This is a genomic window from Nonomuraea typhae, assembly GCF_009760925.1.
Classification (GTDB): domain Bacteria; phylum Actinomycetota; class Actinomycetes; order Streptosporangiales; family Streptosporangiaceae; genus Nonomuraea; species Nonomuraea typhae.
Map to the genome: position 1 here is coordinate 526791 of NZ_VRLV01000007.1, position 15671 is coordinate 542461.

Below are 15671 nucleotides of genomic sequence, written 5' to 3' on the forward strand. Positions count from 1 at the left end.
GAGTGAGAGAGGGAGAGGCGCGCATGCGCGTGACACGGATCGCCAACGCCCCTGTGAGCTTCGGCGTGTTCGAGCTGAGCGACGGGCCGGCGCCGCTGACCGCCGACGAGATGGTCCGGGCGCTGGCCGACGCCGGCTACACGGGCATCGACCTGGGGCCGATCGGGTTCCTGGGGGTGGGGGAGGAGCTCACCCGGCGCCTTTCCGGCGCGGGTTTCCTGCTGGCCGGCGGGTGGGCCGATCTGGCCTACTCCGACGCGGCCGCGTTCGCCGCCGGGCTGCCCGCGCTGGAGGCCACGCTGGAGGTCTTCGACGCGGCGCCGCCGTACGCCGAGGCGCGGTTGTTCGTGGCGGCGGAGGGGACGTTCGCGCCGCGGCCCACGCTGGGGTGTTCCGGGTCGCCCGCGCGGTTCGCCAGGCCCGGCGGGAACGCTCCCGGCCTGGCGGGCGACGAATGGTCCGGATACGCCAAGCGGGTGCAGGAGGCCGCGCAGCGGTGCCGGGCCCACGGGTACGAGCCGGTCTTCCATCACCACCTCGGCACCTTCGTGGAGACGCCGGCCGAGGTCGAACGCCTGCTGGAGCTGACCGACGTCGACCTCTGCCTGGACACCGGGCACCTGCTGCTGGCCGGCGGCGACCCGGTCCGGGCGCTGCGCGACTGGCGTGAGCGGATCGGGCATGTGCATATCAAGGACGGCGATCCGGACATCCTCGCCGCGGCGCTGGAGGACGGCGCCGACCTGCGGGAGATCATGGGCAGGGGCGGTTTCAGCGCGCTGGGCCGCGGCGTGCTCGACCTGCCCGGCGTGGTGGCCGCCCTGGACGAGATCGACTACCAGGGCTGGATCGTGGTCGAGCAGGACACGCTGCCCGGCCGCCGCCCGCTGGCCGACGTCATCGCCGACCAGGCGGCCAACCTCGCCAAGCTGAAGGAGCTGGGGCTGTGAAGGTCGCTCTGGTGGGGTGCGGGGCGGTCACGCAGGCCGTTTACGTGCCGTTGTTGTCGCGGCGGCGGGAGTTGTTCGAGGTCGCCGCCGTCTGTGATCTGTCGGCCACGCTCGCCGGCGCCGTGGGCGACCGGCTCGGGGTGGCCCGCCGCCACACCGATCTGGGTGAGATGCTGGCCGAGGGCGGGTTCGACGCCGTGCTCATGCTCGCCTCCGGCTCCCACGGCGAGCCGGTACGGCAGGCGCTGGCGGCCGGGTACGCGGTGTTGTGCGAGAAGCCGCTGGCGTTGACCGAGGCCGAGGTGGCGGCGCTGCCCGAGGGGCGGCTGATGGTCGGGTACATGAAGCAGTACGACCCGGCGGTGCGGCGGGCCGAGGAGATGCTGGCCGAGCTGGGCGGGGCCGCAGTGATCCGGTCGGTCGAGGTGACCGTGCTGCACCCGAGCGCCGAGGCGCAACTGGGCTTCGCCAACCTGTCCCAGGCGCGGGACGTGGACGTGGCGCCGCTGCGGGCGGCGGAGAACGCCGTCCTGGATCGGGCGCTGGGCGCGGAGGCCGGGCCGGAGGTGCGGTCGGTGTACAGCGTGGCGCTGGGCTCGATCTGCCATGACCTCTCGCTGCTGCGGCGTTTCACCGGCTCGCCGGTCAAGGTTGACCACGTCGAGACATGGGGCGGTCTGCCGGGATCGATCGAGATTTCTGGGCCTTTGCCGGTTGCCGGGCGATATTCCATTCGATGGCATTACCTCGAGGACTATCCGGCCTACCGGGAGACCGTCGTCGTTCACCACGCCTCGGGCTCGCTGGAGCTGGTCTTCCCGGCGCCTTACCTGATGAACGCGCCCACCGTGCTCACCGCCGTCTCCGGCGCCGAGACCCGGGCCGAGTACCGCGAGGTCACCGAGGCGTTCGAGACCCAGCTGCTGGCCTTCCACGCCTTCGTCACCTCCGGCAAGCCGCCGCTCACCGACGCCGCCGGAGCCCTGGAGGACATCGTGACCGCCCAGCGCATCGCCGCCCGCTACGCCGTACAGCATGATCTTGCCCTTGGGGGAGAAGCCGGTGACCGCTGAGATTGTCCTGGTTCCGCATACGCACTGGGACCGGGAGTGGTACGAGCCGTTCCAGCGCTTCCGGCTGCGGCTGGTGGCGCTGCTGGACGAAGTGATCCAGACCATGGAACGCGAGCCCGGCTACCACTTCACCCTGGACGGCCAGCTCGCCTGCGTGGACGACTACCTGGAGGTGCGGCCGGAGAACCGCGAGCGGATCGCGGCGCTGGTGCGCTCCGGGCGGCTGGCCGTGGGGCCGTGGCAGATCCTCCTCGACGAGTTCCTGTGCTCGGGCGAGAACATCGTGCGCAACCTGGAGCTCGGACTCTCGCGGGCCGACAAGCTCGGCGGGGCCATGGGCGTCGGCTATCTCCCGGACATGTTCGGGCACACGGCTCAGATGCCGCAGATCCTGCGACGGGCCGGGCTGCAGCACGCCTGCGTCTACCGGGGCGTGCCCGCCGAGGTGACGAGCGCCGCCTTCGCCTGGGTGGCGCCCGACGGCACCGCCATCCGCACGCAGTACCTGCCCGAAGGCGGCTACGGCAACGGCGTGGACCTCATCCACGGCGCCGGGACGCTGGAGGAGCGGGCGGCGGCGTTCACGGCCCGGATGCGGCCGTGGTCCGAGGGGCCGCTGCTGGCGATGTACGGCACGGACCACTCGGCCCCGGTGGCCGGACTGCCGGACCTGGTGGCCGCGATGGGCTCCCGCATGGACACCTTGTCCGGATATATCGCGACCCTTGATCCGGCCCTCGACACCCTGCCCCGCATCGAAGGCGAGCTGCGCTCGCACGCTCGCGCCAACATCCTGCCCGGCGTCATCTCCGTCCGCGTCCACGTCAAGCAGGCCATGGCCCGCGCCGAGCGCATGGTCGAGCGCTACGCCGAACCGCTGGCCGCCCTCTGGGGCGCGGAATGGCCCGGCCGCTTCCTCGACATGGCCTGGTGGCGGCTGATCGACGCCAGCGGCCACGACTCCGTCACCGGCTGCGGCGTCGACGAGACCGCCCAGCAGGTCGCCGCCCGCATCGCCGAGGCCGAACACCTCGGCCAGGCCGTCCGCGACATGGTCACCGCCCGCCTGGCCGCGAGCGTCCCCTCCGACGGAGTGCTCGTCGTCAACCCCACCCCCTCGGTACGGCGCGGCGTCGTGCTCACCGAGGTCGCCGGGCAGGACCCGCTCACCGGGCCGTCCGGGCTCGTGCCGGTCCAGACGCTGGAGTACGCCCCCACGCTGCTGCTCGACGAGGAGATGGAACCCGAGCTGGCCCTCTCCTTCATCCACGGCCCCGAGCTGTACGGCCAGCACATCACCGGCTGGTCGGTCGAGGGCGGCGTGCTCACCTTCACCGTCGCCAGGACCGCCACCGAGGTCTTCGACCCGGACGAGATCGCCGCCGCCGCCCGGGGCGCGCACCGGGTCCGCATCCTGGCCGAACCCCGGCGCACGGTCGCCGCCCTGGTCGAGGTGCCCGCGCTGGGCCACACCAGCCTGCGTCCCGTCCCCTGGCGGCCGGGCAGGTCGCCGGCCGCCGGGGTGGCGCCCGCCCGCGCCGACGGCCAGGTCCTGGACAACGGCCTGCTCCGCGTCGAGGTGGCCGACGACGGCACCCTGACGCTGACCGGCCCCGGCGGCGTGACCGTCACCGGCGCCGGGCGCATCGTGGACGGCGGCGACGTGGGCGACACCTACAACCACGCCCCGCCCGCCCCGGACCGGCTCGTCTGCGAGCCCCTCGTCGTGGAGGTCTCGCCGGTCTGGTCGGGACCGCTCGTCGCCGCCCTCGACATCCGCCGCACCTACCTCTGGCCCGCCACGGAGAGCGAGGTCATGACCGGGCCCGACCACGCCCGCGTCCCCCAGATCGCCGCCCCCGACCCGGGCCGAGGCCAGGCCGAGGCCGAGACCGTGGTGGAGACCCGGGTCGAGTTGCGGGCCGGGGAGCCGTTCGTACGGTTGCGGGTGGAGTTCGACAACCGCGCCGGCGATCACCGGGTGCGCCTGCACGTGCCCCTGCCGGCGGAGGCGACCACGTCGTACGCGGAAGGGCAGTTCGCGGTGGTCGAGCGCGGCCTGAGCGCGGAGGGCGGCTGCGGCGAGTACCCGCTGCCCACCTTCCCGGCCTCGGGCTGGGTGGCGGCCGGAGGCGTGGCCGCGCTGCTGGAGCACGTGACCGAATACGAGGTCGCCGCCGAGGAGCTCGCGCTCACGCTGCTGCGCTCGGTCGGCTTCCTGTCGCGCAACCGCAACGGCCTGCGCCCGGAACCGGCCGGGCCCCAGATCCCGACGCCGGCCGCGCAGTCCAGGGGGCTGCGCTCGGTGAGCCTGGCGCTCATGCCGTACACAGGAGACTGGAGCGCCGTGCCGCCCGCGGCCGAGACCTTCCGCCACGACCTGCTCGCCGTGCCCGGCACCGGGGACGGCGAGCTGCCGGAACCGGGCACCGGCCTGTCGGTGAGCGGGCCGGGCGTGGTGATGACCTCGCTGCGCCGCCGCGACGACTGGAAGGAACTGCGCGTGGTCTCCTACGCGAACGAGCCCGCCACGGCCGCGATCGAGGGTTCCTTCGCCGAAGCCCGCCGCGCGGACCTGCGCGGACGCCCCGGCGACCCGCTGGCCGTCACCGATGGCCGCCTCGACCTGCCCCTCGCTCCCTGGGAGATCGCCACGATCCAGTTCCGCTGACGGCCAAGCACAGGCTCTTTGTCGGTAAAGGTGGTGGACCTAGCGGGTTCCCCAGGAGTAGGTCTGTTTGCGTAGCTTCAAATAGACGAAGGACTCGGTGGCCCGGACGGCCGGGATCGCCCGGATCTTGCTGAGAATCTCCAGGAGGTGCGAGTCGCCCTCGCAGACCACCTCGACGATCACGTCGAAGGATCCGGCCGTCAGCACCACGTAGTCGATCTCGTCGATCGCGGCCAGCTCGTCGGCGACCATTTCCAGGTCGCCCTCGCAGTTGACGCCGATCATGGCTTGGCGCGGGAAGCCAAGAGTGAGGGGGTCGGTTACGGCGACGATCTGCATCACGCCGGCATCCTGCAGGCGTTGCACCCGCTGACGGACGGCTGCTTCGGACAGGCCCACGGCTTTTCCGATCGCGGCGTACGGCATGCGGCCGTCATTCTGCAGTTGCTCGATGATCTGCTTGGACAGTTCGTCGAGTACGACCGGTCCGGAAGCGGCGTCGTTGCTTCGGCGCACGCGGGGCGGCGTCGTCATCCCAGGGAATCCTCCCTTACCGGTCCAGCGTTACGGGCGCATTCCTGCTGCGTTGCCGTCCTGGTGCGACATGTTGTCAGTTTCCCCGCCTCTGTCAAGCGAATTCGTAGCAATTCGGTATCCTTTGCTGCGGAATCCCTTGTCCGGATGCCCTTCCTCTGTCAGAGTCGCGGCATCTCAGCCACCTCACCAGGAGGTCATGTGACCAGCCGTCTGCAGAACTTCATCAACGGTGAGTTCGTGGACGCCAAGAGCGGCCGATTCTCCGATGTCATCGATCCCTGCACCGGTGAAGCCTATCTTCAGGCTCCGATCTCCGGTCCAGAGGATGTCGATGCCGCCTACGCCGCCGCGGCTGCCGCGTTCGAGTCGTGGGGACAGACCACGCCGGGGGAGCGGGCCAACCTGCTGCTGAAGGTCGCCGATGCGATCGAGGCGCGGGCCGACGAGATCAACGAGGCGGAGTGCCTGAACACCGGCAAGCCGCGGGCCCGCATGGCCGAGGATGAGACGCCGGTCGCCGCCGATCACTTCCGATTCTTCGCCGGCGCCGCGCGCACGCTCGAAGGCCCCACGGCCGGGGAGTTCCTGGCCGAGCACACCAGTGTCATCAGGCACGAGCCGATCGGCGTCATCGGCCAGGTCACGCCCTGGAACTACCCGATGATGATGGCCGTCTGGAAGATCGCCCCGGCGCTGGCCGCCGGCAACACGATCGTGCTCAAGCCGTCGGACACCACGCCCGTCTCCACGATCAAGCTCGCCGAGATCCTCGGCAGCGTCCTGCCGCCCGGCGTCTTCAACGTCGTCACCGGCGACCGCGAGACCGGCGCGCTGGTCGTCGGCCACAAGACCGCCTCGATGGTCGCGATCACCGGCTCGGTCGGCGCCGGCATGGCCGTCGCCAAGACCGCCGCCGACGACCTCAAGCGCGTCCACCTGGAGCTCGGCGGCAAGGCGCCGGTCGTGGTCTTCGACGACGTCAAGGACCTCAAGGCCGCCGCCGAGTCGATCGCCACCGCCGGCCTCTACAACGCCGGCCAGGACTGCACCGCCGCCTGCCGCGTGCTGGTGCACGAGAACGTGCACGACGAGTTCGTGGCCGCCCTCGCCGCCGCCGCGGCGGGCACCGTCACCGGCGACCTGTCCAACGAGGACGCGTTGTACGGCCCGCTCAACAACGAGAACCAGCTGACCAGGGTGCAGGGCTTCATCGACCGCGCCCCGGCGCACGCCAAGGTCCTGACCGGTGGGCACCGGGTCGGCGACAAGGGCTACTTCTTCGCTCCTACCATCGTCGACGGTCTCAAGCAGGACGACGAGATGGTGCAGAACGAGGTCTTCGGCCCGGTCATCACCGTCCAGACGTTCACCGACGAGGCGGACGCGCTGACCAAGGCCAACGACGTGCAGTACGGCCTGTCCGGCTCGGTGTGGACCAGCGACCACGGCCGCGCCATGCGGATGTCGAACAGGCTCGACTTCGGCGTGGTCTGGGTCAACACCCACATCCCGTTCGTCAGCGAGATGCCGCACGGCGGCTTCAAGCACTCCGGCTACGGCAAGGACCTTTCGGTCTTCGGTCTTCACGACTACACGCGCGTCAAGCACGTCATGCACTACATCGGAGACTAGATGCACGCGATCCAGCTTGACGACGTCGTCAAGGAGTACCTGTCGCACGGCGAGGTCGTCCAGGCTGTGAAGGGCGTCACGCTGGAGATCGCCGAGGGGGAGTTCTTCTCCCTCCTCGGCCCCTCCGGTTGCGGCAAGACCACCACCATGCGCATGATCGCCGGCTTCGAGGAGCCGTCGCGAGGCGTGGTCAAGCTGCACGGGCAGGACGTCACCAACGTCCCGCCCAACAAGCGCGATGTGAACATGGTCTTCCAGTCCTACGCGCTGTTCCCGCACATGAACGTGTGGGACAACGTGGCCTTCGGACTCAAGCAGAAGGGCGTCGCCCAGGCCGAGATCCGGCAGCGGGTGAGCGAGATGCTGGAGATCGTCGACCTGACCGGCCGCGAGAAGCGCCGCCCCCGGGAGATGTCGGGCGGCCAGCAACAGCGGGTGGCGCTGGCCAGGGCCCTGGTCAACCGCCCGCGCGCGCTCCTGCTCGACGAGCCGCTCGGCGCGCTCGACCTGAAGCTGCGCCAGGCCATGCAGATCGAGCTCAAGCGCATCCAGCGGGAGGTCGGCATCACGTTCGTCTACGTGACGCACGACCAGAGCGAGGCGCTGACGATGAGCGACCGCATCGCCGTCATGAACGACGGCCTGGTCGAGCAGCTCGCCGGCCCGCGCGAGATCTACGAACGGCCCGCCACGGAGTTCGTGGCCGGCTTCATCGGCACCTCCAACCTCCTGGCCGGTACGGCTTCCGCCGGCATCCTGCCCATCGGCGGGGGCCGCGTGCTCGTCCCCGGCAAGGACGGCGAGGTTACGGTGACCGTCCGGCCGGAAAAGATCACCATCGGCACCGTGGAGCCGAACGGCGAGGTCAGCGCCCTGCCGGGCACGGTTGTCGAGGTCGTCTACCTGGGCACGTACAACAGTTACTCCGTGTGCCTCGCCGCCCGCGGCGAAACGATCATCACGGTGTTTCAGCAGAACGCACTCGACTCCTCGACAACGGCCGAGCGGGGTGACTCGGTGTGGCTGTCGTGGCAGCCGCAGCACTCATATGCGATTGGAAGTTGATCGGCCATGGACCCCGTGAACAAGCTCGCCCTGCTGCGGGGCATGACGCAGTCCCGCACCCGGCGTGAGGCATTCAAGATCGCTGGGCTGTCGGCCGCCGGCCTGACCCTGGCCGCCTGCGGCGTGCAGGGCCAGAAGAAGGCGCCGGCCAAGCCGGACGCGGTCAAGGACTACTGGGCCAAGCAGACGAAGCACGGCAAGGTCGTCTTCGCCAACTGGCCCGAGTACATGCCCGAGGACAAGAAGCCGCTGGAGGAGTTCAAGAAGGCGACCGGGATCTCCTACGAGTACAAGGAGGTCATCGAGGAGAACGCCTCCTTCTTCGGCAAGGCCGACCCGGTGCTGCGCGCCGGCCAGTCGCTCGGCTACGACATCGTGGTCATGACCAACGGCATCCAGCTCCAGCACATGATCGAGCTGGGTTACGTGGTGCCGCTCGACCAGTCGAAGCTGCCGAACTTCAACGCCAACGCGGGCGCCAAGTACAAGGAGCGCTCCTACGACCCGGGCAACGTCTACACCGTGCCCTACACCTCGGGCATCACGGGGATCGCGTACAACACCAAGTACGTCAAGGATGACATCACCAGCATCAGCGCGTTGTTCGACGCCAAGTACAAGGGCCGCGTCGGCATGATGCGCGACGCCCAGGAGATCGGCAACTTCGGCATGTTCGCGCTGGGCATCGACCCGGAGAAGTCGACGCAGGCCGACTGGGAGAAGGCCGGCGCCAAGCTCAAGGAGCAGCGCGACGCCGGGCTGGTGCGCAAGTACTACGACCAGGACTACATCGACGCCGTCTCCAAGGGTGACGTGTGGCTGACGATGGCCTGGTCGGGCGATGTGTTCCAGCGCCAGCTCGCGGGCGAGCCGGTCAAGTTCGTGGTCCCGGAGGAGGGCGGCACGATCTGGACCGACAACATGCTCATCCCGAAGGGCGCCGCCAACCCGGTGGACGCGATCACGCTGATGGACTTCCTCTACCAGCCCCAGATCGCCGCCGAACTGGAGGAGTTCATCCAGTACGTCACCCCGGTCCCGGCCGCGCACGACATCCTCAAGCAGAAGGCGGCCACGCTGACGGGCGAGGCGAAGACGACGCTGGAGACGCTGGTCAACAGCCCGCTCATCTTCCCCTCCGAGGGCGACTACGCCAAGCTGCGCGGCTACACCCCGCTCACCACCAAGACCGAGCAGGTGTTCAACCGCATCTTCCAGACCGTCACCCAGGCATAGCCCATGAAAGGCCGGCTTACCCCCTACCTGCTCGCCCTGCCGAGCTGGCTGTGGCTGGGAATCTTCCTGGTGGTGCCGTTGGCGGCGATGTTGTCGGTCTCGACCACGACCGGCAACAACATCGACGGCTTCGTGCAGTCCTTCGCCTTCTCCAACTACACCGACGCGATCGGGCGCTACAGCGCCCAGCTGGGCCGCTCGTTCCTGTACGGCGCGCTGGCGACCGTGGCCATGCTGGTCATCGGCTACCCGGTCGCCTACTTCATCGCCTTCAAGGGCGGCAACCGCAAGTCGATGTACCTGTTCCTGCTGCTGCTGCCGTTCTTCGTCTCGTTCGTGCTGCGCACGATCTCGTGGGGCTTCCTGCTGGCCGACGACGGGATCCTGTTCGGCACGCTGAAGGGCTGGGGGCTGCTGCCCGCCGGGTTCCACGTGCTGGCGACCACGTTCGCGGTGGTCGCCGGGCTGACCTACAACTGGCTGCCGTTCATGATCCTGCCGATCTACGTCGCGCTGGAGCGCGTGGATCCGCGGGTGATCGAGGCCGCCCAGGACCTGTACGCCACCCGCGTGGCCGCCTTCCGCCGGGTCGTGCTGCCGCTGTCGCTGCCCGGCGTCTTCGCCGGGGTGCTCATGACCTTCGTCCCGGCGACGGCCGACCCGGTCAACGCGCAGATCCTCGGCGGCACGGCCAACACGATGATCGGCAACGTGATCCAGACCGAGTACCTCACGAACCTGAACTACCCGTCGGCCTCGGCGCTGTCGTTCACGCTCATGGCGGTGCTGCTCGTGGGCATCTTCATCTACGCCAAGGCGCTCGGCACCGAGAACGTCCTGGAAGCGGCGGCCAACCGATGACCAGGAACCGACTCGGCGACCGCCTGCTCCACGTCTACACCTGGGTGATCATCGTCTGGCTGTCCGCGCCGATCGCCGTCATGATCCTGTTCGGGTTCAACAACAAGAAGAGCAAGTCCAACACCAGCTGGCAGGGCTTCACGTTCCGCTGGTACCAAGAGCTCTTCTCGATCTCGGACCTGTCCACTGCACTGATCAACTCGCTGGTCATCGCGGTCGTCAGCACGGCGTTGACCGCGGTCATCGGCACCATGCTGGGCCTGGCGCTCGGGCGCTTCCGCTTCCGCGGCAAGGGCGTGACCAACTTCCTGGTCTTCGCCGCCATCTCCACGCCAGAACTGGTCATGGGCTCGTCGCTGCTGTCGTTGTTCGTCTCGGCGAACATGCCGCGCGACTCCCTGACGATCATCATCGCGCACGTGCTGTTCTCCCTGTCCTTCGTCACGGTGACCGTGCGGGCCAGAGTGGTCACGCTGGACCCGTCGCTGGAGGAGGCGGCACGCGACCTCGGGGCGACCCCGTGGGGCACCTTCAGGCAGGTGACGCTGCCCGCGATCATGCCGGGCGTGGCCGCCGGGGCGATGCTGGCCTTCGCGCTGTCCGTCGACGACTACGTGGTCACCAGCTTCGTCAACGGCTCCACCATCACGTTCCCGCTGTGGATCGTCGGGTCGGTGAAGACCGGCATTCCGCCGCAGGTTAACGTCATGGGTACGCTGATCTTCGGGATCGGGGTGCTGATCGCCGTGGCCAACGCGGTCTCGGCGCGGCGCCGCCGTACCTGAGAACACCAAGGCTTCCCCCCGCCGACCGGCGGGGGGTTTTGGCATACGACGACCAAGAACAGGGAGGCGAGATCGGATTTCGGCGGGGGGAACCCGCGCGCGATCACTTTATGAGATCCCGCAATTTCTCGAATTCTCTCTAACTCTTCGTAAGGAAGTGGGATTTGTGGATCCGCTGAAGGCGCTTGCTGATGCGGAGCGCAAGCCGTACTGGCTGGACACCCCGGCCAGACCGGAGCCGCAGGCGCGGCTCTTCGGACACACCACCGCCGACCTGGTCGTCGTCGGCGGCGGCTTCTCGGGGCTGTGGACCGCCCTGATGGCCAAGGAACGCGACCCCTCCCAGGACGTCGTCCTGCTGGAAGGCCGCAGGATCGGCTGGGCGGCCACCGGCCGCAACGGCGGATTCTGCATGGCGACCCTCACCCACGGGCTGGCCAACGGGCTGGAACGCTGGCCCGAGGACATCGACCGGCTCGAGCACATGGGCGTGGAGAACCTCGACGAGATCGAGCGGACCCTGCGCCGCTACGACATCGACTGCTCGTTCGAACGCACCGGCGAACTGCACGTGGCCACCGAGCCGTGGCAGCTCGACGACCTCAACGAGCACCTCGGCCTCATCCGCGACCTGGGGCTCGACTACGTGCCCCTGGACCAGGAGCAGGTGCGGACCGAGGTCGACTCGCCCACCTACCTGGGCGGGCTCTGGGAACGCAGCGGCTGCGCCATGCTCGACCCGGCCCGGCTCGCGTTCGGGCTGCGGGAAGCCTGCCTCAAGCTCGGCGTGCGCATCTACGAGCGCTCGCCGGTGCGCTCGCTCGACGACGACGGCGCCCTCATGACCCTGCGCACCCCGCACGGCAGCGCCGCCGCGCCCAAGGTCGCGCTCGGCACCGGCGTCTTCCCGCCGCTGCTGCGCCGGCTCAGGCACTTCGTGGTGCCGGTCTACGACTACGCGCTCATGACCGAGCCGATGTCGGCCGCGCAGCTCGCCTCCGTCGGCTGGAAGAACCGGCAGGGCGTGGGCGACTCGGCCAACCAGTTCCACTACTACCGGCTGACCGACGACAACCGCATCCTGTGGGGCGGCTACGACGCCGTCTACTACAACGGCGGCCAGCTCAAGCCCGAGTACGACCAGCGCGACGAGACCTTCGTCAAGCTCGCCGGGCACTTCTACGACACGTTCCCGCAGTTGTCCGAGCTGCGCTTCACCCACCGGTGGGGCGGGGTCATCGACACCTGCAGCCGCTTCTCGGCCTTCTTCGGCCAGGCCCACGGCGGCCGGCTCGCGTACGCGGTCGGCTACACGGGCATGGGCGTGGGCGCCACCAGGTTCGGCGCGAACGTCATGCTCGACCTGCTGTCGGGCGAACGGACCGAACGGACCGAGCTGCGCATGGTCAAGGAGAAGCCGGTGCCGTTCCCGCCCGAGCCGGTGCGGTCGGGGGTGATCCAGTTCACCCGCTGGTCGATCGCCCAGGCCGACCTGCACCAGGGCAAGCGCAACCTGTGGCTGCGCACGCTCGACAAGATGGGCCTCGGGTTCGACTCCTGATCCACCCGGCGTGCGGCCGTGGTCCTGCCCCCACGGCCGCACCCGGCGTCACTTGATCGTGACGCGGTCACCGGCCGGCGCGCGGACCGGAGAGTGGTTGGTCAGGTAGCTCGCCAGCGCGGCGGTGTCGTCAGGGCCGCGTTTGAAGACGCTCTGGCTGCCCGTCCACTGGGGGAAGCCCTCCCAGCCGCTCATGAGGATCCAGTTCGCGGCGATCTTTATGCGCTGGGTGTCGGTCACCGGGGCGCCGTTCAGCGTGATCTCGGTGACCCTGCCCTGGTCCAGCGTGTAACGCATCGAGGCCGAGGGGGTCAGGGCGCCGATGGTCGGATTCGCATGGGCCAGGATCGACTTGAGCTGCGCACCGGTCATGGAATGGACGTCCACGACGTGGCCGTTGGGCTGCCAGGACATCAGGTTCTCGAACGTGACCGGCCCGGCGTTCATGCCCTTGCGGATGTTGCGCTTGCTGACGAGGGCCACTTCGGCGCCGGACAGCGTCTGGACGGCCTCCAACTGGGCGTCGGCGATGAGCTCGGCCAGCGGTCCACCCATAGTGGTGACCGGGATCTCCTCGGCGGCGCTGCCCGCCACGTCGCTGCCCTTGGCCGGGCCGCACTTGAAGTAGTAGAAGATGTTGGACCGCAGGCCGTCCGGCTGGTTGATCTCGATGCGGACGGACCGCTCCTCCGTCTCCCAGTCCCAGCTCAGGGTCTCCAGCACGGCCGAGTGGACCGGGCCGTGGTCGGCGGGGACGGTGACGGTCTTCCACTCAGCGGTGCCGACCACGCGGTATTGGAAGGTCTGCGCTCCTTGCGGGAGCCCCTCGAAGAACCCGTGGACCTTGAAGGTCAGCGGGCACTTCGCCGCGTCCGTCCGCTCGAAGGCGATGGTGGCCTTCTTGACCAGGTCCTGCCCGGGCTCGGCCTGCCCCTGGCCGGGGACGGGCGCCTCGAGTCCGACCGTGATGGTGGGCGCCGCCTGGGCGCCCGTGGCGAGAACGCCGATGAGCAGGGCGGCGATGGCCACGATGCCTGCTGCCCGGCGTCCCGCCGGAGCTAATGGGCTCACGGGATTCCTTTCTCTGCGATGAACAGGTCTCTGGGATGAACAGGGCAGATCGTGGCAGAGCGCACCGACAGAATTGATCACAGCTCGCGGCGTTTCTCCGGGAGCGTGGTGAAGCAGGTTGTTTACGCTGGTGGACATGCGTGCGATGGAGTTCGCCCGGTTCGGCGGGCCAGAGGTGCTGGAAGAAGTCGAGCTGCCCGATCCCGAGCCCGGCCCGGGGGAACTGCTGATCGACGTCGAGGCGGCCGGGGTCAACTTCGCCGACGTCCGGCAGGTGGCCGGGGTGTACGCGCCGCCGGGCAGCCTGCCGCACGTGCCCGGCTCCGAGGTGATCGGCAGGACGGCCGACGGGCGCCGGGTCATGGGGTTCGCCCCGCGGGGGTACGTCTCCAAGGCGCTGCTGCCCGAGAAGGCGGCCATCCCGGTGCCGGAGACGCTCGGGGCGGGGCAGGCGCTCGCCCTGCTCGTGCAGGACTGACCGCCTGGCATCTGCTGCGTTCGTCGGCCCGGCTCCAGCCCGGGGAGAGCGTGGTGGTCCACTCGGCGGCCGGGGGCGTCGGGATTCTCACCGTTCAGCTGGCCAAGGAGTTCGGCGCGGGGCGGGTGATCGGGACGGCCTCGTCGCAGGAGAAGCGGGAGCTCGCGCTCTCGCTGGGGGCCGACGTCGCCGTCGACGGCGCGGCCGACGGGTATGGGGAGCGGATCCTTGAGGCCAACCGGGGCCGGGCGGTGGACATCGTCCTCGACGCCGTCGGCGGGCGGGTGTTCACGGCGGCACAGGATGTCCTGGCACCCTTCGGGCGGCTGATCATGTACGGCGGCTCGTCGGGCGAGGAGACGCCGCCGATCGACGCATGGGCGCTGGCCGAGCGCAACGTCAGTGTGGGCGGCTTCTGGCTGCGGCAGATCATGGGGACGGGCGTCGAGCGTCCGCTGGGCGAGCTGTTCGAGCTGACGGCGGCCGGGAAGCTGAAGCCGCAGGTCGGCGGGGAGTACGCGTTGTCGGACGCGGCGACCGCGCTGAAGGACCTGGCCGAACGGCGCACGGTCGGCAAGCTCGTGCTGGTGCCCTGACCCCCATCGCGCCCGAAATCCGGACATCTTCGGGTGTGACCCGTTGAGGACGCGGGCAGGGATTATCCAGTCATGAGAAGATCGCCACCCCCGAGGCGAGGTCGTGTTCGGGGGTGCGGGCATGCGAGCCTGGGCGATGCTTCTGAGCGGGCTGCTGGGCGGGCTGGTGACGGTGGCCGGTTGCGGGTCCCGGCCCGCCGTGGTGCCGATGGTGCCGCACACCCACGTGGCCAATCCCACCTGCACCCTGAAATTTCCGGACCCGGTCGCCGGGAAGGCCGCCCACGCCCGGCTTCAGCGCGACGTCGCCCGCTACCTGGCCCGGCGGCCGGGCCGCATCGTCTACGCCGCCCACGACCTGGTCACCGGCATCCGCCTGGGCCACGGCGAGCACGAGAACGGCATGATCACCGCCAGCGGCAGCAAGGTCGACATCCTCACCGCCCTCATGCTCAGCCGCAGCCGCCTCAGCGAGAGCGAGCACGACCTGGCCTCCCGCATGATCCGCGAGAGCGACAACCACGCGGCCGACGCCCTGTGGTGGCGGGTCGGCGCCGGTTACGGCATGGGCCGCTTCTACCGCCGGGCGGGCCTGAGCGAGACCACCCCCGGCCCGAGCAGGTACTGGGGCGGCACCAGCACCAGCCCCGCCGACCGCATCCGCCTCCTGCGCCTGCTCGTGCAGGGCGGATCCGGGCTGGCGCCGGCCCACCGGCGTCACATCCTCGGGCTGATGAGCCGGGTCCAGCGCGACCAGGCGTGGGGCGTCTCCGCCGCGGCCCGCCCCGGTGACCGGGTGGCCTTGAAGAACGGCTGGACACCCCGGCCGTTCGTCCGCAACACCTGGGCGGTCACCAGTTATGGCCGTATTTCCGGACCGGGGAGGGACCTGCTGCTGGCCGTCCAGACCGACCAGCAGCCGGGGGAAGGCACGGGCATCCAGGCCATCGAGGGCCTGGCCAAGCTCATCGGCCACCGCCTGGACACCCTCACCCCCACCTTCACCCGCCCCTGCCCGGCCACCGCCATCACCTGATCAGCCTGTTCCCGCCAGCCGCGCCCGCCATGGGGCCTCAGCCCATCCGAGCATGACCTTCATCACGTCACGCAATAAATCCGGAACACCCTGCGTTATCCGCCTTTGTTAGACCGCTC

At 69.6% G+C, this 15671-nt stretch carries 14 protein-coding genes; 12 read left to right on the top strand and 2 right to left on the bottom strand.

Annotated features, from left to right (window positions below; all coding sequences use genetic code 11):
- Window positions 1-23: 23 nt before the first annotated feature.
- The 3 genes from FVE25_RS28435 to FVE25_RS28445 are packed head-to-tail and all read left to right on the top strand — an operon-like array spanning window position 24 to window position 4694.
- Complete coding sequence (locus tag FVE25_RS28435) at window positions 24-950, top strand: TIM barrel protein (protein WP_157250121.1); 927 nt, start codon at window positions 24-26, stop codon at window positions 948-950.
- On the top strand, window positions 947-2023 hold the full coding sequence (locus FVE25_RS28440) for a Gfo/Idh/MocA family protein (RefSeq protein ID WP_157250122.1): 1077 nt from the start codon (window positions 947-949) through the stop codon (window positions 2021-2023). Before FVE25_RS28435 ends, FVE25_RS28440 begins: the two co-directional genes overlap by 4 nt.
- The gene (locus FVE25_RS28445) at window positions 2013-4694 is read left to right on the top strand and encodes a glycoside hydrolase family 38 N-terminal domain-containing protein (RefSeq protein WP_157250123.1); all 2682 of its coding nucleotides are present in this window, start codon (window positions 2013-2015) and stop codon (window positions 4692-4694) included. The genes FVE25_RS28440 and FVE25_RS28445 overlap by 11 nt, the downstream gene beginning before the upstream one ends.
- A gap of 39 nt (window positions 4695-4733) precedes the next feature.
- Here FVE25_RS28445 and FVE25_RS28450 read toward each other — a convergent pair whose 3' ends face one another.
- Window positions 4734-5228: an Lrp/AsnC family transcriptional regulator gene (locus FVE25_RS28450; RefSeq protein WP_157250124.1), complete on the bottom strand. Its 495-nt coding sequence runs from the start codon at window positions 5226-5228 to the stop codon at window positions 4734-4736.
- A gap of 201 nt (window positions 5229-5429) precedes the next feature.
- Here FVE25_RS28450 and FVE25_RS28455 point away from each other — a divergent pair, with 201 nt between their 5' ends.
- The 6 genes from FVE25_RS28455 to FVE25_RS28480 all read left to right on the top strand — a co-directional run bounded on the left by FVE25_RS28455 (window position 5430) and on the right by FVE25_RS28480 (window position 12371).
- The gene (locus tag FVE25_RS28455) at window positions 5430-6863 is read left to right on the top strand and encodes a gamma-aminobutyraldehyde dehydrogenase (protein ID WP_157250125.1); all 1434 of its coding nucleotides are present in this window, start codon (window positions 5430-5432) and stop codon (window positions 6861-6863) included.
- On the top strand, window positions 6864-7928 hold the full coding sequence (locus FVE25_RS28460; protein WP_157250126.1) for an ABC transporter ATP-binding protein: 1065 nt from the start codon (window positions 6864-6866) through the stop codon (window positions 7926-7928).
- 6 nt (window positions 7929-7934) lie between these two features.
- Window positions 7935-9164, top strand: coding sequence for a polyamine ABC transporter substrate-binding protein (locus FVE25_RS28465; protein WP_157250127.1), 1230 nt, complete (start codon window positions 7935-7937; stop codon window positions 9162-9164).
- Between the two features lie 3 nt (window positions 9165-9167).
- Window positions 9168-10025 carry an ABC transporter permease gene (locus FVE25_RS28470; RefSeq protein ID WP_157250128.1) on the top strand — a complete coding sequence of 286 codons (858 nt, stop codon included), beginning with the start codon at window positions 9168-9170 and terminating at the stop codon, window positions 10023-10025.
- Window positions 10022-10810, top strand: a complete 789-nt coding sequence (locus FVE25_RS28475) for an ABC transporter permease (RefSeq protein ID WP_157250129.1) — start codon at window positions 10022-10024, stop codon at window positions 10808-10810. Before FVE25_RS28470 ends, FVE25_RS28475 begins: the two co-directional genes overlap by 4 nt.
- A gap of 166 nt (window positions 10811-10976) precedes the next feature.
- Window positions 10977-12371 (top strand): NAD(P)/FAD-dependent oxidoreductase, encoded by a 1395-nt coding sequence (locus tag FVE25_RS28480; protein ID WP_157250130.1) that lies wholly within the window; start codon window positions 10977-10979, stop codon window positions 12369-12371.
- Window positions 12372-12419: 48 nt separating this feature from the next.
- Here the strand turns inward: FVE25_RS28480 and FVE25_RS28485 are convergent, their stop codons facing one another.
- Window positions 12420-13442, bottom strand: a complete 1023-nt coding sequence (locus FVE25_RS28485; RefSeq protein ID WP_157250131.1) for a 5'-nucleotidase C-terminal domain-containing protein — start codon at window positions 13440-13442, stop codon at window positions 12420-12422.
- Between the two features lie 136 nt (window positions 13443-13578).
- Here FVE25_RS28485 and FVE25_RS56860 point away from each other — a divergent pair, with 136 nt between their 5' ends.
- From FVE25_RS56860 to FVE25_RS28495, 3 genes are all read left to right on the top strand, one after another.
- Window positions 13579-13920, top strand: coding sequence for an alcohol dehydrogenase catalytic domain-containing protein (locus tag FVE25_RS56860; protein ID WP_343046164.1), 342 nt, complete (start codon window positions 13579-13581; stop codon window positions 13918-13920).
- A 53-nt stretch (window positions 13921-13973) separates the two neighbouring features.
- Window positions 13974-14516, top strand: coding sequence for a quinone oxidoreductase family protein (locus FVE25_RS56865; protein WP_343046165.1), 543 nt, complete (start codon window positions 13974-13976; stop codon window positions 14514-14516).
- 121 nt (window positions 14517-14637) lie between these two features.
- Window positions 14638-15552 (top strand): serine hydrolase, encoded by a 915-nt coding sequence (locus FVE25_RS28495; protein ID WP_157250132.1) that lies wholly within the window; start codon window positions 14638-14640, stop codon window positions 15550-15552.
- Window positions 15553-15671: the final 119 nt, after the last annotated feature.